The 17,834-nt window shown below is 70.2% G+C and carries 19 protein-coding genes; 8 read left to right on the forward strand and 11 right to left on the reverse strand.

Annotation, left to right across the window (positions count from 1 at the left end; translation table 11 throughout):
- Positions 1 to 46 precede the first annotated feature (46 nt).
- The 3 genes from ACIGJI_RS03105 to ACIGJI_RS03115 are packed head-to-tail and all read right to left on the reverse strand — an operon-like array spanning position 47 to position 2,090.
- Positions 47 to 808: an SDR family oxidoreductase gene (locus ACIGJI_RS03105; RefSeq protein WP_187663885.1), complete on the reverse strand. Its 762-nt coding sequence runs from the start codon at positions 806 to 808 to the stop codon at positions 47 to 49.
- Entirely contained in the window at positions 808 to 1,284 is a 477-nt protein-coding gene (locus ACIGJI_RS03110; protein WP_259953988.1) for a dihydrofolate reductase, read from the reverse strand. Before ACIGJI_RS03110 ends, ACIGJI_RS03105 begins: the two co-directional genes overlap by 1 nt.
- Positions 1,281 to 2,090, reverse strand: coding sequence for a thymidylate synthase (locus tag ACIGJI_RS03115; protein WP_259953989.1), 810 nt, complete (start codon positions 2,088 to 2,090; stop codon positions 1,281 to 1,283). Before ACIGJI_RS03115 ends, ACIGJI_RS03110 begins: the two co-directional genes overlap by 4 nt.
- A gap of 113 nt (positions 2,091 to 2,203) precedes the next feature.
- Between ACIGJI_RS03115 and ACIGJI_RS03120 the strand changes: the two genes are divergently transcribed.
- From ACIGJI_RS03120 to ACIGJI_RS03130, 3 genes are all read left to right on the forward strand, one after another.
- Positions 2,204 to 2,641: a thioredoxin family protein gene (locus ACIGJI_RS03120; protein WP_363444336.1), complete on the forward strand. Its 438-nt coding sequence runs from the start codon at positions 2,204 to 2,206 to the stop codon at positions 2,639 to 2,641.
- The gene (locus ACIGJI_RS03125; RefSeq protein WP_363444339.1) at positions 2,638 to 3,210 is read left to right on the forward strand and encodes a DUF4395 family protein; all 573 of its coding nucleotides are present in this window, start codon (positions 2,638 to 2,640) and stop codon (positions 3,208 to 3,210) included. Before ACIGJI_RS03120 ends, ACIGJI_RS03125 begins: the two co-directional genes overlap by 4 nt.
- 84 nt (positions 3,211 to 3,294) lie before the next feature.
- Positions 3,295 to 3,720 carry an OsmC family protein gene (locus ACIGJI_RS03130; RefSeq protein WP_259953991.1) on the forward strand — a complete coding sequence of 142 codons (426 nt, stop codon included), beginning with the start codon at positions 3,295 to 3,297 and terminating at the stop codon, positions 3,718 to 3,720.
- A 12-nt stretch (positions 3,721 to 3,732) separates the two neighbouring features.
- Here the strand turns inward: ACIGJI_RS03130 and ACIGJI_RS03135 are convergent, their stop codons facing one another.
- From ACIGJI_RS03135 to ACIGJI_RS03155, 5 genes are all read right to left on the reverse strand, one after another.
- Positions 3,733 to 4,167, reverse strand: a complete 435-nt coding sequence (locus tag ACIGJI_RS03135; protein ID WP_187663879.1) for a hypothetical protein — start codon at positions 4,165 to 4,167, stop codon at positions 3,733 to 3,735.
- On the reverse strand, positions 4,167 to 4,907 hold the full coding sequence (dapB, locus tag ACIGJI_RS03140) for a 4-hydroxy-tetrahydrodipicolinate reductase (RefSeq protein WP_187663878.1): 741 nt from the start codon (positions 4,905 to 4,907) through the stop codon (positions 4,167 to 4,169). The genes ACIGJI_RS03135 and dapB overlap by 1 nt, the downstream gene beginning before the upstream one ends.
- A gap of 56 nt (positions 4,908 to 4,963) precedes the next feature.
- Positions 4,964 to 5,566 carry a histidine phosphatase family protein gene (locus ACIGJI_RS03145; protein WP_187663877.1) on the reverse strand — a complete coding sequence of 201 codons (603 nt, stop codon included), beginning with the start codon at positions 5,564 to 5,566 and terminating at the stop codon, positions 4,964 to 4,966.
- Positions 5,567 to 5,639: 73 nt separating this feature from the next.
- Positions 5,640 to 6,668, reverse strand: coding sequence for an aldo/keto reductase (locus ACIGJI_RS03150; RefSeq protein ID WP_187664141.1), 1,029 nt, complete (start codon positions 6,666 to 6,668; stop codon positions 5,640 to 5,642).
- 213 nt (positions 6,669 to 6,881) lie between these two features.
- Positions 6,882 to 9,158 carry a polyribonucleotide nucleotidyltransferase gene (locus ACIGJI_RS03155; RefSeq protein WP_363444342.1) on the reverse strand — a complete coding sequence of 759 codons (2,277 nt, stop codon included), beginning with the start codon at positions 9,156 to 9,158 and terminating at the stop codon, positions 6,882 to 6,884.
- Between the two features lie 359 nt (positions 9,159 to 9,517).
- On the opposite strand from ACIGJI_RS03155, the gene ACIGJI_RS03160 reads away from it, so the two are divergent.
- The gene (locus ACIGJI_RS03160) at positions 9,518 to 10,828 is read left to right on the forward strand and encodes a UDP-glucose/GDP-mannose dehydrogenase family protein (RefSeq protein ID WP_363444345.1); all 1,311 of its coding nucleotides are present in this window, start codon (positions 9,518 to 9,520) and stop codon (positions 10,826 to 10,828) included.
- Positions 10,829 to 10,841: 13 nt separating this feature from the next.
- Here ACIGJI_RS03160 and ACIGJI_RS03165 read toward each other — a convergent pair whose 3' ends face one another.
- A complete protein-coding gene (locus ACIGJI_RS03165) occupies positions 10,842 to 12,782 on the reverse strand; it encodes a GDSL-type esterase/lipase family protein (RefSeq protein WP_363444348.1) in 1,941 nt (646 codons plus the stop codon).
- Positions 12,783 to 12,921: 139 nt separating this feature from the next.
- On the opposite strand from ACIGJI_RS03165, the gene ACIGJI_RS03170 reads away from it, so the two are divergent.
- Both ACIGJI_RS03170 and ACIGJI_RS03175 read left to right on the forward strand, forming a co-directional pair.
- Complete coding sequence (locus tag ACIGJI_RS03170) at positions 12,922 to 13,506, forward strand: VTT domain-containing protein (protein ID WP_363444351.1); 585 nt, start codon at positions 12,922 to 12,924, stop codon at positions 13,504 to 13,506.
- Positions 13,507 to 13,545: 39 nt separating this feature from the next.
- Complete coding sequence (locus ACIGJI_RS03175; protein WP_136052140.1) at positions 13,546 to 13,725, forward strand: DUF5302 domain-containing protein; 180 nt, start codon at positions 13,546 to 13,548, stop codon at positions 13,723 to 13,725.
- Positions 13,726 to 13,832: 107 nt separating this feature from the next.
- Here ACIGJI_RS03175 and ACIGJI_RS03180 read toward each other — a convergent pair whose 3' ends face one another.
- A complete protein-coding gene (locus ACIGJI_RS03180; RefSeq protein ID WP_268776441.1) occupies positions 13,833 to 14,477 on the reverse strand; it encodes an FMN reductase in 645 nt (214 codons plus the stop codon).
- 1 nt (position 14,478) lies between these two features.
- Positions 14,479 to 15,705 (reverse strand): LLM class flavin-dependent oxidoreductase, encoded by a 1,227-nt coding sequence (locus ACIGJI_RS03185; RefSeq protein ID WP_366243884.1) that lies wholly within the window; start codon positions 15,703 to 15,705, stop codon positions 14,479 to 14,481.
- 111 nt (positions 15,706 to 15,816) lie between these two features.
- On the opposite strand from ACIGJI_RS03185, the gene ACIGJI_RS03190 reads away from it, so the two are divergent.
- Both ACIGJI_RS03190 and ACIGJI_RS03195 read left to right on the forward strand, forming a co-directional pair.
- Positions 15,817 to 16,947 carry an acyltransferase family protein gene (locus ACIGJI_RS03190; RefSeq protein ID WP_363444354.1) on the forward strand — a complete coding sequence of 377 codons (1,131 nt, stop codon included), beginning with the start codon at positions 15,817 to 15,819 and terminating at the stop codon, positions 16,945 to 16,947.
- The gene (locus tag ACIGJI_RS03195; RefSeq protein ID WP_363444357.1) at positions 16,944 to 17,828 is read left to right on the forward strand and encodes a serine hydrolase; all 885 of its coding nucleotides are present in this window, start codon (positions 16,944 to 16,946) and stop codon (positions 17,826 to 17,828) included. The genes ACIGJI_RS03190 and ACIGJI_RS03195 overlap by 4 nt, the downstream gene beginning before the upstream one ends.
- The last annotated feature ends 6 nt before the right edge of the window (positions 17,829 to 17,834 follow it).

Genomic DNA, 17,834 nt, shown 5'->3' on the forward strand with positions numbered 1-17,834 from the left:
AGCGTATCGGGTCGGATGCCGCTGCCGCGGACGGTGACGGGAACCGTCAGACCCGACCCCGACGCGCGACCGCCGCGGTGAGGGATCGGGGCAGCACCTTCGTCACGGCGACGACGGCCTTGTAACGCAGCGAGGGGATGGACACGGACTTCCCGCGCGCGGCGTCCCGGAGGCCTTCGCGCACGACGTCTCGGGCATCGAGCCACAGGAACGACGGCACGCCCTCCTCGCCGACCGCGAGACCCATCCGCTCGTGGAACGACGTGTGCGTGAAGCCGGGGCAGAGCGCGGTGACGCTCACGCCGTCCGGACCGTAGGCCGTGTTCGCCCAGCGGCTGAAGTCGATGAGCCAGGCCTTGCACGCGGAGTACGTCGATCGAGAGATGAAACCTGCGACCGAGGCGACGTTGATGATCCGGCCGCCCCGCCCCCGCATGGTCTGCAGGGCCGCGTGCATGAGGCGCATGGAGGCCTCGACGTGCAGGCGCAGATGCCGCACCTCGTCCTCGATGTCATTGTCGGCGAACTGCAGCGGCAGCCCGAAGCCGGCGTTGTTCACGAGCAGGTCGATCGGGTCGTCCCGGTCGCGGAGCCGTGCCGCGACGCGTTCGACGCCGTCCTCCTCGGACAGGTCGGCCGGCAGCACCTCGACGGCCACTCCCCACTCGCCGCGCAGCTCCGTCGCAAGAGCCGACAACGACTCCTCCGAGCGTGCCACGAGCACGAGATCGGCGCGCCGACGAGCCAGCTGACGGGCGAACTCGGCTCCCAGCCCCGCGCTGGCTCCGGTGATCAGTGCGGTGGGCATCAGCGCTCGTACCTCAGGAAGCGATACCGGATACCGGTGCGGGAGGTCTGCCACTCCCCCTCATCCACTACGCGCCATCCGGTCTTGGGCGGAGCGAACGTGTCGCCGGCGACCTCGAGGTCGAGCTCGGTGACCTCAAGCCGGTCAGCGTCGGCGATCACCTGACGGAAGATCTCCGCCCCGCCGATGATCCACACCTTCTCCTGGCCGCGGACGGCCTCGGACACCGTGGCCGCACGGCGGGCGCCGTCGGCCGCCCAGTCCTGCTGGCGGGTCACGACGATGTTGTCGCGCCCGGGGAGCGGCCGGAACCGTTCCGGCAGCGAATCCCAGGTCTTCCGTCCCATGACGACAGGTGCGCCCTGCGTGGTCTCCTTGAAGTGCGCCAGGTCCTCCGGCACATACCAGGGCATACCGCCCTCAGCACCGATGACGCCTCCGGCGGCCTCGGCCCAGATGAGTCCCACCCAGGTCATACCGCCACCGCCGCCCGGATCGGTGCGTGGTGCTGGTAGTCCTCGACGACGAAGTCCTCGAACCGGTAGTCGAAGATCGAGTCCGGCTTCCGCGCGAATCGCAGCGTCGGGTACGGGTAGGCCTCTCGCGTGAGCTGCTCGCGCACCTGCTCGACGTGGTTGTCGTAGACGTGGCAGTCCCCGCCGGTCCAGACGAAGTCGCCCGGCTCCAGCCCCACCTGCTGCGCGATCATCATCGTCAGCAACGCGTAGGAGGCGATGTTGAAGGGCACGCCGAGGAACATGTCCGCGCTGCGCTGGTAGAGCTGACAGGAGAGCTTGCCGTCGGCGACGTAGAACTGGAACAGCGCGTGGCACGGTGCGAGGGCCATGTCCGGGATGTCCGCGGGGTTCCAGGCGGACACGAGAAGGCGCCGCGAGTCCGGTGACCGCCGGATCTGCTCGATGACCTCGGCCAGCTGATCGATGCTGCCGCCGTCGGGAGTCGGCCAGGACCGCCACTGGACGCCGTACACCGGGCCGAGGTCGCCGTCCTCGTCCGCCCACTCGTCCCAGATCGAGACGCCGTTCTCCTGCAGCCAGCGGACATTGGAATCGCCGCGCAGGAACCAGAGCAGCTCGTACGCGATGGACTTGAAGTGGACGCGCTTCGTGGTGATGAGGGGGAAGCCCTCCGCGAGATCGAAGCGGATCTGCCGCCCGAACACGCTCGTGGTCCCGGTCCCTGTGCGATCGCTCTTGTGCGTGCCCGTCTCGAGCACGTCGCGGAGCAGGTCTTCGTACGGAGTCGGGACAGCGGCGCTCATGGTTGTCAGGATACCCGCCCCGGTCGCCCCGAAGGCGGTGTCATCGGCGCGATGCTCTCGTCACCTACCGAAACATCGCGGCGCTTCTGCGGCCGCGGCTCTAGCCTCTGGTTATGTCCCCCGTGCTCGCGTTCGCCGCCCTGGCCGCGCTTCTGGTACTCGCCACCGTGGTCGGCCTCGCGCTCCGCGGGAGAGAGGGCCGCCGCCGGGATGGCGGCGGCCTGCGGTTCGATCCCGCCGACGCGGAGGGCGCGGCGCTGGGTGCCACCGCGACGCTCGTGCAGTTCAGTACGGAGACATGCGCCCGCTGCCCCCAGGTGCGTCGTCTTCTCGGCTCCTACGCGTCCGTGGATGCCGGCCTTGCTCACCTCGAGATCGATCTCACGCACCGTCCGGATCTCTCGGCGCGTTACCGTGTGCTGCAGACACCGACCACCTTCGTCCTCGACGCCACCGGGTGCGTCCGGGCGCGGTTCGCGGGCATACCCGCTCGCGAGAGCCTGACCCACGCCCTCGCCGCCGTCCGAGACCCCGCCTGGAGCAGATCATGACCCCTCCCCCCGGAATCGATCCGCGCGGACCCCGCTTCGCAGCCGGGATCACCGCACTCCTGCTCGCCGTCGCGACGTTCTTCGCCCTCATCGGGATCTCCACCGCGCGGACCCCCGATCGCTGGTTCGCGCTCACGGCGTCGTCGGAGTTCGCGTTCATCGGAGGAGGCGGCTGGGCGGTCTCCACTGCGGGGCCCGTCGCGCGCGTGCTCGACCCGGGCTTCCTCCTTGCGACGCTGATCGCGCTGCTGTTCCTCTGGGGAGTGGTCTCGCCGGCCACCGCACCGTGGGGCGTGCTCTACCGCCGCCTCGTCCGTCCGCGCCTGGCGCCGCCCGTCGAACTGGAGGATCCCCGCCCCCCGCGGTTCGCCCAAGGCGTGGGCCTCGTCGTGGTGGGGCTCGGCCTCCTGCTCCACCTCGCCGGCGTGCCGTGGGCCCTTCCGATCGCCACCGCCGCAGCGTTCCTCGCCGCTTTCCTCAACGCCGTGTTCGCATTCTGTCTCGGCTGCCAGCTCTACCTCCTGCTGCAGCGCGTCGGGCTGACCGGGAGAACGCGCCGCACCGCGTGATCCCGGTTTCCGACGGCCGGGTCGCTCGGTAGGCTGGCGACCAAGCGACGCCGCTCCCCCGGTGGCGTCAGAACCGGAGGAACCATGCCCGTCACCAGTGAAGCCGCCGCCACCTGGACCGGATCGCTCATGGAGGGTTCCGGCACGGTCGCCTTCTCCTCCTCGCATCTGGGGACGTTCCCGATCGACTGGAAGTCCCGCAGCGAGGGCAGCGACACCACCACGACGCCGGAAGAGCTCATCGCCGCGGCCCACGCCTCCTGCTTCAGCATGGCGCTCTCGCACGCCCTCGCCGAGAACGGCACCCCGCCGGAGCGCGTCGACACCAGCGCCTCGGTCACTTTCAAGCCAGGCGTCGGCATCACCGGCAGCCACCTCAACGTCAACGCCACGGTTCCGGGTCTGACTCCGGAGAAGTTCCAGGAGATCGCCGAGGGCGCCAAGACCGGGTGCCCGGTGTCCCAGGCTCTCGCAGGCATCGAGATCACCCTCGAGGCGACGCTCGCCTGAGCTCCGTGGACGTCAGGCGCGGGACAGGCTGATCGCCTGCCGGATGCTCGCCCTGGCGTCCTTCCTGCGCCCCGCGGCATCCTGCACGACGCCGAGCCGGTAGCGCGCACGCCAGTCCGTGGGTGCCGCCTCCGCTTCCGCCGTGTAGCGCGCGACGAGCGCGTCCGCGTCCTTCCTGGCGATGCGGCCACTGGGCGTGAGCTCGGTCTCGACCGGCGGCATTCCGCCTTCGGCGTCGAGCAGACGCCCCAGACGATCCGCTCCGAAACCGAAGAGCATCTCGCGAACCAGGGCCCATCCGCCGACGGGGGCGAGCACGAGGAGGGTGACGCCCATCCCGATGGAGACCGGCGTCCCGACGGCCAGGAACATGACCGCGAGCCAGCCCGCGACCGCGAGGTACAGCAGGAGGGCCGCCGCCATCAGTGCGACCCCGATCCGCGACATCACGAGCGGATGCCGATGTCGAGCATGTTCTCCAGACCGACCACGACTCCGGACGCGGTGGCCGCATACGGCACAGCCAGCCGGATCCCCGGCGCGTAGGCCAGCGCCGGGTCGGTGGTGTCATGCGTGAACGTGAGCGACTCCCCCGGTCCGGACAGGATCACCTCCTGTTTCGCGATCACCCCGGGCCGCCGGAGGGAGTGGATGGGCACGCTGCCGACCTGCTGACCCCGCGCGCGCTGATCCGCATGCGGGGCGCTGACGGGGCCTTGGGACGCCCTCGCGGCGGCGATCAACTCCGCCGTGCGGACGGCGGTACCGCTCGGGGAGTCGACCTTGGTCTCCCGATGCGCCTCGACGATCTCCGCGGAGCCGAAGTAGGGCGCGGCGGCCGCGGCGAGGGCCGAACCGAGCACGGAGCCGAGGGAGAAGTTGGGGATGAAGACCGCTCCGGTGTCAGCGGCCTCGACCAGCGGCCGCACGAGCGCGATCCGCTCGGCCGACCAGCCGGAGGTGGCGACGAGGATGTTGAGGCCGTGCTCGACGGCGGTGCGGACCACATCGATGCTGATCTGCGGAGTGGACGCGTCGATCACGAGGTCCGCTCCCGCGAGCTCCGAGAGGTCACTCGCCGATGTCAGCACCCGGCTCACCTCGAAGCCTTCCAGCTCGCCGATCACCGCGCCGATGATCGTTCCGAGCTTTCCGGTCCCGCCGACGAGGGCTACCTTCGTGGTCATGCGTCCAGTCTATTTTCCGGGCGTCGAGCGGAGGCCACGGCGCGCGGATACGGTGATCACACCAACAGCGCGTCGGGAATCCCCGTCCGCAACTCCATCGGCAGGTGGCCGGTGTCGTTGTGCGTGAGCAGGGTCCACGGCCGACCCTGCTTCTGGGCGATCACCGTCAGTCCGCAGTGCGACTGGTTCAGCGTCATCCACCGCCAGTCGGGTGCGGCGAGCACCTCGCGCACGAACCACGAGATCACGAAGTTGTGTGTGATGAGCACCTCGTGCACGTCTCCGGTCTTCCGCACGAGGAACTCGTTGACGGCGTCGGACATCTGGGCGCGACCGGCCTCGATCTCGGCTTCGGTCACCGAGCCGAAGAACGGTTCGAACACCGCCGGGGTCTCCTCTGTCATCCCCGTGGGCACGCAGTCGAACAGCAGAGCGGACGGCGCGGGGTCCACGGACGGGAGGCGACCGGCGATCGATCTCGCCGTCTCGGCCGCGCGGAGCAGCGGCGAATGCCACACGGCGTCGAGCGGGAGCCCGGACAGCCGATCCGCGATCAGCTCCGCCTGCCGCTGGCCGCGCGGCGAAAGGGGTCCGTCGGCGAGACCGTGCTCGGCATCCTGATGTTCACCGTGTCTGACCAGATATATGTAGTGCGTCACAACTCGCTCGCTCGCCTCATCGCCAGCATTCGCCGGTCTTCCTCTTCCACCCTATGTCACGGGCAGCGGAAGCTCAGGCGCCCGCGCGGGTGAGGTCGGCCACCTGCGCCCGGGACAGCGTCACACCGGCGCCCTGCATGAGCTCGTCGACATGGTCGGTCGCGAATGTGTTCACGATCGGCGCGGCGACCGTGCGCTGCGCGAGCAGCCAGGCGATGGACACAGCGGCCACCGGCACTGCCAGTTCGGCGGCCACCTGATCCAGCGCGCGCAGCACCTTCGTACCGCGGCGGTTGAGATTCCCTCGCAACTGCTCTCCGCGGACGCCTCGTGACGCGAGCGCCTTGGTGCGGTGGCGCCCGGACAGGAACCCGTGCTCCAGCGCATGGGAGGGCGTGACCGCGAGGTTCTGCGCGCCGGCCACGAGCCGCAGATCGCCTTCGAACGGCTGCCGCCGCACGAGGTTGTAGGGCGTGTCGATCACAGTGATCCGCGGGTACCCTGCGGACGCGAGGATGCGGGCCTCCACCAGCCGCTCCGGGGTGAAGCCGTACGCGCCGAGCGCGCCGATCTTCCCGGCCTCGACGAGCCACTCGACCGTGGCCAGCGTGTCTTCGAGGTTGGTGGTCGCATCCAGCGTGGCGTCCAGGTACAGCACGTCGATGCGCTCGACGCCGAGCCGGGTGAGCGACCCCTCGACGGCGCGGACGAGGTTGACCGACCCCAGACCGGGGTTGTCGGCATGCGCTCCGATGCGGACGCTGAGGACGACGCGCTCCCGTTGGTCGCGCGACCGCAGCCACTGCCCGAGGATGTGCTCGCTCCGACCGCCGGAGAATCCGTCCGCCGTATGGATGGCGTTGCCGCCGAACTCCACGTAGCGATCGAGGATGCCGTGGCTCGTCTCGAGATCGACGTTCCACCCGAACTCCGCGGCGCCGAGCATCAACGGGAACGTCTCGTATCCGGTCTCGCCGATGGCGGTGCGGATGGACTCCCCCACACCGGGGCCGACGATGGGGATCGGGGCGGAGGGATGATCCTCGTGCTCGAGCGCGACGCGTTCCGCGTCGGGACCTGCGCCTACGCCGAACAACCGCATACTCTCACCCCCGCTGCGATCGGCTGGACCGATCGACATCACTGCTTCTCCGGCACCCCCCGGTGCGTACTTCGAGGGTATGCGACGTGCGCGAGCGTCCCGGCCAATCCGGGGAACGGCGCGCAAACTTCCCATAACGTTTCGATCACGGATCAGACGACGGAACCCGGGCCCCTCCCGACGGAGGGACCCGGGTTCCGTGTCGACCGTGTCCTACTCGGCGGCGGCGTCCTCGGCCGGAGCCTCGTCCGCGGCGGGTGCGTCGTCGAGCACGGGCTCGAGCGACAGCTTGCCGCGGTCGTCGATCTTCGTGATCTTGACGAGGATCTTCTGGCCGACGGAGAGCACGTCCTCGACGTTCTCCACACGCTTGCCACCGGCGAGCTTGCGCACCTCGGTGACGTGCAGCAGGCCGTCCTTGCCCGGCAGCAGCGAGATGAAGGCGCCGAAGGTGGCGATCTTCACGACGGTGCCGAGGAACTGCTCGCCGACCTCCGGGTTGGTCGGGTTGGCGATCGCGTTGACCTGGGCGCGGGCGGCCTCGGCCGAGGGGCCGTCGGTCGCGCCGATGTAGACGGTGCCGTCCTCCTCGATGGAGATCTGCGCACCGGTCTCGTCCTGGATCGCGTTGATCGTCTTGCCCTTCGGGCCGATCAGCTCACCGATCTTGTCGACCGGGATCTGGACGCTGATGACGCGCGGCGCGGTGGGCGCCATCTCGTCGGGCGCGTCGATCGCGGCGTTGAGGACGTTGAGGATGGTCAGACGAGCATCCTTGGCCTGGGTCAGCGCGCCCGCGAGCACCGACGACGGGATGCCGTCGAGCTTCGTGTCGAGCTGGATGGCGGTGACGAACTCGCTGGTACCGGCGACCTTGAAGTCCATGTCACCCAGCGCGTCCTCGGCACCCAGGATGTCGGTCAGCGCCGCGTAACGGGTCTCGCCGTTCACGTCGTCGGAGACCAGACCCATCGCGATGCCGGCGACGGGAGCGCGCAGCGGCACACCCGCGTTCAGCAGCGACAGGGTCGAGGCGCACACCGAACCCATCGACGTGGAGCCGTTGGAGCTGAGCGCCTCGGACACCTGACGGATCGCGTACGGGAACTCCTCGCGGCTCGGCAGCACCGGCACGAGCGCGCGCTCGGCGAGGAAGCCGTGCCCGATCTCGCGACGCTTCGGCGAACCCACGCGGCCGGTCTCACCGGTCGAGTAGGGCGGGAAGTTGTAGTGGTGCATGTAGCGCTTGCTCGTCGTGGGCGACAGCGAGTCGATCTGCTGCTCCATCTTGAGCATGTTCAGCGTGGTGACGCCCAGGATCTGGGTCTCGCCGCGCTGGAAGATCGCCGAACCGTGCACGCGCGGGATGACCTGCACCTCGGCGTCGAGCGGACGGATGTCCGCCAGGCCGCGGCCGTCGATGCGGGTGCCCTCGGTGAGGATGCGACCGCGGACGATCTTCTTCGTGACGGACTTGTACGCCGCGGAGAACTCCAGCGGTGCCGCAGCCGGGAGCGAGCCCGCCTCGGTGGCCTCGATGAGCTCGGCCTTGACGCGGTCCTTGATCGCGTCGTCGGCGTTCTGACGCTCGGTCTTGTCGGCGATCTGGTACACGTCGCTCAGCTCGGCGAAGGCACGCTCGGACACGAAGTCGTAGACCTCGTCGCTGTACGCGGGGAAGACCGGGTAGACGCCCGGCTCCTTCGACGCGGTGGCGGCGAGCTCGGCCTGCGCCTTGACGAGCTGGGCGATGAACGGCTTCGAGGCCTCGAGGCCCTGGGCCACGATGGTCTCGTCGGGCTTGGTGGCGCCGGCCTTGATCAGGTTCCAGCTGCCCTCGGTCGCCTCGGCCTCGACCATCATGATCGCGACGTCTTCGGAGCCGTCGGCCTTGGTGACCACGCGACCGGCGACGATCAGGTCGAACACGGCCTCGGAGACCTGCTCGGCGGTCGGGAACGCGACCCACTGGTCCTCGTGCTGGCCGTGACCGGGGATGAACGCGAGGCGCACACCGGCGACGGGGCCCGAGAACGGCAGACCCGAGATCTGCGTCGACGCGGAGGCGGCGTTGATCGCGAGGGCGTCGTAGAACTCACCCGGGGCGATCGAGAGGACCGTGATGACGATCTGGACCTCGTTGCGCAGACCGTCGACGAACGACGGACGCAGCGGACGGTCGATCAGACGGCAGACCAGGATCGCCTCGGTGGAGGGACGACCCTCACGACGGAAGAACGAGCCGGGGATCTTGCCGGCGGCGTAGGAGCGCTCCTCGACGTCGACCGTCAGCGGGAAGAAGTCGAAGCCCTCACGCGGGTGCTTGCCCGCGCTCGTGGCCGAGAGCAGCATGGTCTCGCCGTCCAGGTAGGCGGCGACGGCACCCTGAGCCTGCTGCGCGAGGCGGCCGGTCTCGAAGCGGATGGTGCGGGTGCCGAAGCGGCCGTTGTCGAGAACGGCCTCGGTGGCGGTGATTTCAGGACCTTCCAAGAGGTCTCTCCTTCTTTGTTTAGACTCGCGAATCCGTGTGACGCGCGAGCATGTTCAAAGGAGCGGAACGGAAGGGTTCGGGCGCGCGGGCACTCCCGCGAATCTCGCCTGCGCTGGCCACCAGTAGAAAGCCACCCGACGTGTGCCGAGGAACCCACCACAGGGGACCAGCTTCTCCGCCGATCGCTCCATGAGTCGATGTGAAATTGTCGGATGACCGGGGTCACCCTCGACCACACTACCAGCGTGCGCCCTCAGTCCCGAGGGTTCCCCACGCGGTTCGGTCACGACACCGCACGGTCACCCGACGTTCACCGCCCGTCCGCCGGGGCGAGGGACGGGTCGGCTGTGCTGGGCGCATGCGGATGTCAGTGATCGGTTGCGGGTATCTGGGAGCGGTGCACGCTGCGGCGATGGCCTCGCTCGGTCACGACGTCGTGGGCATCGACGTGGACGAGCGCAAGGTGGCCGACCTCGCCGCAGGCGCCGCGCCCTTCTTCGAGCCGGGCCTCGACGAGCTCCTCGACGCGGGGCTGCGATCCGGGCGGTTGCGCTTCGCCTCGGATGCCGCGGCCGCTTCCGGGGCGGATGTGCACTTCCTCGCCGTCGGCACCCCGCAGTCCGCCTCCGGTCCCGCGGCCGACCTCCGCTACATCGACGCGGCGATCGACGGGCTGCTCCCCCATCTGCGGCCGGGCGCGGTGGTGGCCGGGAAGTCGACGGTCCCCGTGGGCACGGCCGCGCGCCTCGCCCGTCGGATCGAGCAGACCGGGGCGACGCTCGCCTGGAACCCCGAGTTCCTCCGGGAAGGCTGGGCCGTCCACGACACGCTCACCCCCGACCGCCTGGTGGTGGGGGCCGATGACACCCCGGAGGGTGCCGCCGCCGTCGACCTGCTCCGCCGCGTATACGCCGCGGCGATCGATGCGGGCTCCCCGTTCCTGGTCACGGACCTCGCCACCGCGGAGCTCGTCAAGGGTGCCGCCAACGCTTTCCTCGCGACGAAGATCTCCTTCATCAACGCCATGGCCGAGGTCGCCGAAGCGGCCGGTGCCGACGTCACCCTCCTCGCCGAAGCCCTCGGCCACGACTCACGCATCGGCCGCCGCTATCTCGGCTCCGGGATCGGGTTCGGAGGCGGCTGCCTCCCGAAGGACATCCGCGCGTTCGCCGCCCGCGCCGAGGAGCTCGGCCGCGGCGAGGCCGTCGCCTTCCTGCACGAGGTGGACGCCATCAATCTCCGCCGGCGTGATCGCGCCGTGCGTCTGGTCGTCGATGCCCTGGACGGCCTGGTCTTCGGGCGGAGGATCGCCGTGCTCGGCGCGGCCTTCAAACCCTTCAGCGACGACGTCCGCGATTCTCCCGCGCTGGAGGTGGCCGTGCGGCTGCGCGGACTCGGCGCGGATGTCGTGGTGACGGACCCGGCGGCGATCGAGAACGCCCGTGCGCGGCATCCGCAGCTCGGATACACGTCGTCCAGGGACGAGGCCCTGCGGGACGCGGACGCTGTCGTCGTCGTCACGGAGTGGGACGAGTACCGCCGCGAGCTCAGTCCGCAGCACGCCGGCGGCCTCGTGCGGGGCCGGATCGTGATCGACGGACGGAACTGTCTGGACGCCGCCGCCTGGCGAGCCGCCGGTTGGACGTACCGCGGGATGGGGCGACGCTGAGGGCTGCCGTCCCTCAGACCACGCTGGCGTCACGCTCGACGGAGGAGCGTCCCACGTAGACGTAGTCGTCGTGCTTCGCCCGACGGCCGTCTCCCGCGGCACGGCCGTGGAGTCGCCGCCACACCCACGGCAGCGCGTGCCGCCGCCACCAGGCCGCGCGGCCGATCGGCTCGTTCTCGTGCAGGGCCGCATCCAGCAGTCCGAGCGCGTCCGCGTGCGGCACCCCGAGCACCTCGGCGACCCGATAGGCGAGGAAGCGGTGTCCGCGACTGCTGAGGTGCACCAGGTCCTCGCCCCAGTGCTGCCGCTCCGCCAGCACCGGATGCAGATCCGTGTCGATGAGGATCGCACCGGTCCGCGCAGCGATCCCCGCGAGGGCCGTGGCGAAGGCGGAGAAGCGCCGGGTGTACAGCGCCGCCGCGCGTCGGTCCGGGAGGAACGGGGTGACCAGGACCACGTCGGCCCCGGTCGCGCGCACTCTCCGCACGGCGGCCTCCAGACTCGCGGCGAGCGCCGGCACGGCGGCACGGTGCTTCACGAGATCGTTGGCGCCCACCAGCACGGTGACCAGATCGGGTCGGAGCTCCAGTGCGCGCTCCAGTTGCGGGCCGCACACGTCGGCCACGCGCTTCGAGCGGACCGCGAGGTTGGCGTAGTGGAGGCCGCCCCGCGCGGCGAGGAGCAGGGCGAGCCGGTCCGCCCACCCGCGGAGAGCACCGTCCGGCCCGGGGTCGCACAGTCCCTCGGTCAAGGAGTCGCCGAGCGCGACCACCCGCCGCCACCGTCGCGACGGGGCGGGCGCGGCGGGTTCCGGTCGGACGAGGCGGCGAGCGCGCAGACGGCTGTCCACGGCGTGCAGCGCCCGCGCCTCCTCGAAGTGCCCCAGGAGCTGATCCCCGAGGTGCTCCCAGCTTCGTCCCTGCACAGCGCTCCAGCCCGCTTGCCCGAACGCTCGGCGGGTCTGCTCGTCCCCGGCGAGAGCGGTCACGCGTCGGCGGAGGTCGGCGAGGTCCCCGGGGCGGTAGAGCCAGCCGTCCACGCCGGCCCTCACCAGATCGAGCGGCCCTCCGCGACCGGTGGCGACCACGGGCACCCCGCTCGCGTGGGCCTCCTGCAGCGTCTGGCCGAACGTCTCGCTCTCTCCCGGATGCACGAACACGTCGAAGGAGGCCAGCGCGGTGGCGAGCGCATCCCCGTCGAGCCTCCCGAGGAACAGAGCGTCGGGAAGCTGTTCCTGCAGCCGGTCCCGCCGTGGCCCGTCGCCGACGATGACCAGACGGGCGCCGGGGATGCCGTGCAGCGCGGCGAGATCCTCCACCTGCTTCTCGGCGGCGAGGCGTCCGACGTAGCCGATGACGATCTCCGCTCCCCATTCCGCTCGGAGCGCGTCGCTGCGCCGGGAGGGGTGGAAGCGCTCCGCGTCCACCCCTCTCCCCCAGGATCGGAGTCGGTCGACGCCGAGGTGACCCAGCTGGTGCGCGGATTCGGAGGACGGCGTGAGTGTGAGGGTCGCTCGCCGGTGGAGCCGTGCGATATGGGCGTGGGCCATACCGGTCGTCGCGGCGACGCGATACCTCTCCGTGTATGCGGCCACATCGGTCTGGTAGGCCGCGACCGTCCCGATGCCGCCGCGTTCTGCGGCGAGCAGCCCGCGCCACCCGAGGGCGAACGGCGACGCGAGGTGGACGACATCGGGGCGGAAGCGGCCGAGCTCCGTTCCGATCCGACGGGTCGTCGCCGCGCCGACGCGGACATCCCGGTATCCGGGGAGCGGCACGCTGCGGATCGCCGTGACGGGGGCACCGTGCAACCGCTCCGGGATGCCCGTGGCGGCGGGAGCGAGCACACAGGCCTCGTGCCCTCGGCGCTCCAGATGGCGGAGGATCTGCATCACGGATCCGGTCACGCCGTTCATGTGCGGAAGGAAGGACTCGGTGACGATCGCGACTCTCACCCCCTCAGGATGACGGTGCACCTCGCCCCCGCTGCGAGAAACCGGCGTCGAGCACCGGATGTTCACCGGATGCTGGATCACGGGTCACCGGCTATCCGCGCGTTGGTTCCCGTTCACCGTCTCGGGGCAGGGTGGCGGGGTGTCGACAGACCTGCTCGCTGACGTCCTCGCCGGTCCCTGGAGCCTGGCCGCGATGAGCCTGCTCGTGCTCGGGGACGCGTTCTTCGTCGTCGTCCCCGGGGAGATCGCCGTGACAGCCCTCGGCGCGGTCGCGATGACGACCGGAACGCCCGCGCTCTGGGCGGTGGTGCTCTGCGCGGCGGGGGCGGCAGCGCTCGGTGACGCCTGCTGCTATCTGATCGGGTGCGTCGTCGGCACCGAGCGCTGGGGCTGGATGAGAGGCCGCCGCATGCAGCAGGCCCTCGGCTGGGCACGCGACCGGCTGGACCGCGGCACGGCCACGGTGCTGTTCACCGCTCGTTTCGTCCCGTTCGCCCGGCTCGCCGTGAACCTCGTGGCGGGCGCCTCCCGGATCCACCCGCCCCGCTATCTGGCTCTCGTGACGCTCGCCGCGACCGGGTGGGCGGCATACCAGGCCGCGATCGGCGCGCTCGTCGCCGCGGTGCTGCCCGGCGGCCCCCTCGTCGCGGTCCCGGTGTCGGTCGCCCTGGCCGTCGGTCTCGGGCTCGGGGTCGACCGGCTCACGCGAGGGCGGGAGCGGTGACACTCGCCGCTGCTCCTGCCGTGCCCTAGGCTCGGGAGCATGAGCACCGAAGAAGGCGCCGGCTCCTCCTCGGAGGACATGAAGCGCAAGTTCAAGGAAGCGCTCGAGAAGAAGAACGCGCACCACCGGCAGGGCGAGGCCCACCTCGACGGCGATTCCGCCGTGCACGCCGCCAACGCCCCGCAGACGCGGCGCGAGTTCCGACGCAAGAGCGGTTGACCGTGCGGATGCGGGAGCCGGTCCACGGCTCCCGCATCCCTCTCCGCAGACACGGACATGCCCCGCGCCGAAAGGCACGGGGCATGTCACTCTCGAGAGGCTCCCTGTCACTCTCCGGCGAGACCGCCGAGCATGTGGCCGAACGAGCGCCCCTCACCCAGGTAGGTCGCGGGATCGAAAGGGTCGACGACGGTGGCAGCCTCCCGGCGCGCGACCGCCTCGGCGAGTTCCCTCGCCCCCTTCTCGACGCGCTTCGCCAACGGTGCGACATCGTCTCCGGCGCCGCCCCAGTCGCTCGACGCCGCGAAGACCCCTGTGGAGACGGCCTCGGCGTGCAGGTAGGCGAACAGCGGACGGATCGCGTAGTCGATCGCGAGCGAGTGCCGCGGTGTCCCCGCGTTCGCCCCGATCAGCACGGGCTTCCCCGTGAGCGCGTCCGGGTCGAGCACATCGATGAACGACTTGAACAACCCGGAGTAGCTCGTGGAGAAGATCGGCGTCACCGCGATCAGCGCGTCGGCCGAGACGACGGTGTTGATCGCCGTCTCGAGTGCAGGCGGCGCGAAGCCGGTCAGCATGTTGTTCGTGATGTCATGCGCGTGGTCGCGCAGCTCGATCACGTCGACCGTGGCCTCGATGTCGCGCTCCGCGAGCGCCTTCACGGTCTCCGCTGCCAGTCGGTCGGCGAGCATCCGGGTGGACGACGGGTTGGAGAGACCCGCCGAGACGACGGCGATGCGACGCGTGGTCATGTCAGGCCTCCTTCCGGCCGAGTCCGAACGCGGCTCCCGCGGGAGCCGGCGTGTCCTGGTAGGGCGAGTCCCCGGTGAGGTTGTCGCCGCGGTTCGCGCCGGGACGCGCCTGCCGGGTGGGTCCGTCTCCGTAGGTCGCCTGCACGCGCGCGGCGTGGGTCGGCGCGTCGGGCACCGTGGACGGGCGGTCCTTCGCCAGCTCCTTGCGGAGCACCGGCACGACCTCGGAACCGAGGATGTCCAGCTGCTCGAGCACCGTCTTCAGAGGCAGGCCGGCGTGGTCGATGAGGAACAGCTGACGCTGGTAGTCGCCGTAGTGCTCCCGCATCGCCGCATAGCGGTCGATCACCTGCTGCGGCGATCCCACGGTGAGCGGGGTCATCTCGGTGAAGTCCTCCATGCTGGGACCGAGACCGTAGACCGGGGCGTTGTCGAAGTACGGGCGGAACTGGTTCACCGCGTCCTGCGACTTCGCCGCCATGAACACCTGGCCGCCGAGACCGACGATCGCCTGCTCCCGCGTGCCGTGACCGTAGTGCTCGAAGCGCTGACGGTACAGCTCGATGAGGCGCTGGTAGTGCTCCTTCGGCCAGAAGATGTTGTTCGCGAAGAACCCGTCACCGTAGTAGGCGGCCTGCTCGGCGATCTCGGGTGTGCGGATGGAGCCGTGCCACACGAACGGCGCGATGCCGTCGAGGGGACGCGGGGTCGAGGTGAAGCCCTGCAGCGGGGTGCGGAACTTGCCCTCCCAGTCCACGACGTCCTCGCGCCACAGCTTGTGCAGGAGCGCGTAGTTCTCGATCGCCAGCGGAAGCCCCTGGCGGATGTCCTGGCCGAACCAGGGGTACACCGGGCCGGTGTTGCCGCGACCGAGCATGAGGTCCATGCGGCCGTCCGAGACGTGCTGCAGCATCGCGTACTCCTCCGCGATGCGCACCGGGTCGTTCGTCGTGATCAGCGTCGTCGAGGTCGAGACGATGAGCCGCTCGGTCTGTGCGGCGAGCGCGGCGAGGAACGTGGTGGGACTGGACGACCAGAACGGCGGGTTGTGGTGCTCGCCGATCGCGAAGACGTCGAGTCCGACCTCCTCGGCATGCGTCGCGATGGCCAGCGTCGCCTTGATCCGCTCCTGCTCGCTGGGGGTGACTCCCGTGGTGGGGTCGCGGGTGATGTCGCTGACCGACATGATGCCGAACTGCATCGCCTGCGCGCCTGACTGCTCGCTCATGATTGCTCCGTGTTCTCCGAATCGGATGCTCGACATCCGGTTCTATTCATTTGAATGTAATTGGGTCAACGCGTGCAGGGCAACTTTATTCCCGGCCGGTAGCCTCGGAGAATGAGCACCACCGGAGTCGGGACGACGGGGCCCAGCACAGGGCCGGTCGACCGCAAACGCCGACGCGTGCCCTTCTGGGACAACGCGCGGTACGCCTGCATCGTCCTCGTGGTCCTGGGGCACGCGATCCAGCGCCTCATCTACGACTCGGACATCGCCTTCGCCCTCTACCTGGCGCTGTACGCCTTCCACATGCCGGCGTTCGCCATCATCTCGGGCTACTTCTCCAAGTCGGGCTCCCCCACCCGGACGCAGATGGCCCGCGTCATCACCGACATCATCCTCCCCTACGTCATCTTCGAGGCGCTCTGGACGCTCACCAAGTGGCTCGTGGAGGGAGAGACCACCCCGAACCCGACGCAGCCCAGCTGGACGCTCTGGTTCCTGCTCGCGCTCGGGATCTTCCGCCTCGTCCTCCCCTACCTCGCCCTGCTGCGCTGGCCGTTGCTGTGGACGGTGGTCATCTCCGTCGGCGCGGGCTATCTCCCGAACGTCGACAGCACCTTCTCGCTCTCGCGCACCCTGGGCCTGCTGCCCTTCTTCGCCCTCGGCTGGTGGCTCAGGGAGCGGAACATCGTCGACCGCCTGCGTCTCCTCGACTTCCGCCCGTGGTGGGTCCGGATCACCGCCGTCGCCGTCCTCGGCACCGCCGGGTGGGCTGCGTGGAACTGGCTCCCCGTCTGGCAGGCCACCGATCTGCGGCATTGGCTGTTCTACGAGGCCTCCTACTCCGACCTCGTCGGGGACCAGTGGTGGGCCGGCGGCATCCGTTTCGCGCTCCTGCTCCTCGCCGTCGTCCTCTGCGCCGCGTTCTTCGTCCTCATCCCCCGCGGGTCCTACTGGTGGACCACCTTCGGCCAGTACACGATGTACGTCTATCTGCTGCACTCGTTCGTGCTCTACCCGTTCCGGGAGAGCGGCGTGCTGCGTGACCTCGAGCCGACCTGGTTCTGGCTCCCTGCGGTCACGGCGCTCTCGGTGGTCCTCGCACTGCTGCTCGCGACCACGCCCGTGCGGCGGGTGTTCCGTCCGCTCGTGGAGCCGCGGCCGCGGTGGCTGTTCACCGATCCCGAGCTCGCGTCGCGGGAAGGCCGCCGCAACGATCCGACCGGATCCCGGCGTCCGCGATGACAGCCGCCCACCCCGCGTCCGAGGTCCGGGACCGGCTCGTCGCCATCGCCGACTCCCAGGGGTTCGCCGCGCACGGGCTCCACGTGCGCATCGGCGAGGACACCGCAGGTCACCGCTGGGCACCCGACGTCCGGGAGGACGTGCACTCGATCGCGAAGGGCGTCTGCGTGCTGGCCACGGCCATCGCCGCCGCCGACGGACTGATCCGCCTGGACGACACCGTCGCCACCCTCCTCCCGGACCACGAGCTCGGCGACGGTGTCGCTCAGGTCACCCTGCGTCACCTGCTGTCGATGTCGAGCGGCATCGACCTTCCGTGGTCCGAGACGCTGATGACGGACTGGCCGGATCTGGCCCGCGAGTTCCTGCGACGGCCCTCGCGCGGGCGTGTGTTCCAGTACTCCAACGCGAGCACCTATACCGCGATGACCGCCCTCGCGACCCGCGTGGGCGACATCGGCGACTACCTCTCGACGCGCCTCTTCGCCCCGCTCGGCATCGAGGACGTGGTCTGGTCGCGATGCCCGAACGGACGCATCGAGGCGGGTGGCGGCCTGCCGCTCCGCACCGAGGAGGTCGCGCGCCTGGGGCTGCTCATCCGCGATCGCGGCTCCTGGCAGGGTCGTCGACTGGTCGCCCCGGAGTGGATCGACGCCATGCACGAGGACGGCGTCGTCGCGGGCGTCAACCCGGGCTACGACCGCTATGCGCTCGCGGGCTGGCAGGGTCCGGGGCGGGCGTGGCGGCTGCACGGGGCCCACGGCCAGCTGCTGCTGTTCCTCGGCGACGCGGTGGTGACGGTGACCGCTCACGATCACGCCGGAGCGGATGCGTTCGCCGCGGACGCCGTCGCCGCCCTCGAAGACGTCGCCGCCGGCTGAGTCCTG

The organism is Microbacterium sp. NPDC064978, from assembly GCF_044543605.1.
Classification (GTDB): Bacteria; Actinomycetota; Actinomycetes; order Actinomycetales; family Microbacteriaceae; genus Microbacterium; species Microbacterium meiriae.

Coding starts and splice junctions, on each gene's coding strand:
- ACIGJI_RS03105 (WP_187663885.1), bottom strand. CDS start 808: ATGCCCACCGCACTGATCACCGGAGCCAGCGCGGGGCTGGGAGCCGAG.
- ACIGJI_RS03110 (WP_259953988.1), bottom strand. CDS start 1,284: ATGACCTGGGTGGGACTCATCTGGGCCGAGGCCGCCGGAGGCGTCATC.
- ACIGJI_RS03115 (WP_259953989.1), bottom strand. CDS start 2,090: ATGAGCGCCGCTGTCCCGACTCCGTACGAAGACCTGCTCCGCGACGTG.
- ACIGJI_RS03120 (WP_363444336.1), top strand. CDS start 2,204: ATGTCCCCCGTGCTCGCGTTCGCCGCCCTGGCCGCGCTTCTGGTACTC.
- ACIGJI_RS03125 (WP_363444339.1), top strand. CDS start 2,638: ATGACCCCTCCCCCCGGAATCGATCCGCGCGGACCCCGCTTCGCAGCC.
- ACIGJI_RS03130 (WP_259953991.1), top strand. CDS start 3,295: ATGCCCGTCACCAGTGAAGCCGCCGCCACCTGGACCGGATCGCTCATG.
- ACIGJI_RS03135 (WP_187663879.1), bottom strand. CDS start 4,167: ATGTCGCGGATCGGGGTCGCACTGATGGCGGCGGCCCTCCTGCTGTAC.
- dapB (WP_187663878.1), bottom strand. CDS start 4,907: ATGACCACGAAGGTAGCCCTCGTCGGCGGGACCGGAAAGCTCGGAACG.
- ACIGJI_RS03150 (WP_187664141.1), bottom strand. CDS start 6,668: ATGCGGTTGTTCGGCGTAGGCGCAGGTCCCGACGCGGAACGCGTCGCG.
- ACIGJI_RS03160 (WP_363444345.1), top strand. CDS start 9,518: ATGCGGATGTCAGTGATCGGTTGCGGGTATCTGGGAGCGGTGCACGCT.
- ACIGJI_RS03175 (WP_136052140.1), top strand. CDS start 13,546: ATGAGCACCGAAGAAGGCGCCGGCTCCTCCTCGGAGGACATGAAGCGC.
- ACIGJI_RS03180 (WP_268776441.1), bottom strand. CDS start 14,477: ATGACCACGCGTCGCATCGCCGTCGTCTCGGCGGGTCTCTCCAACCCG.
- ACIGJI_RS03185 (WP_366243884.1), bottom strand. CDS start 15,705: ATGAGCGAGCAGTCAGGCGCGCAGGCGATGCAGTTCGGCATCATGTCG.
- ACIGJI_RS03190 (WP_363444354.1), top strand. CDS start 15,817: ATGAGCACCACCGGAGTCGGGACGACGGGGCCCAGCACAGGGCCGGTC.
- ACIGJI_RS03195 (WP_363444357.1), top strand. CDS start 16,944: ATGACAGCCGCCCACCCCGCGTCCGAGGTCCGGGACCGGCTCGTCGCC.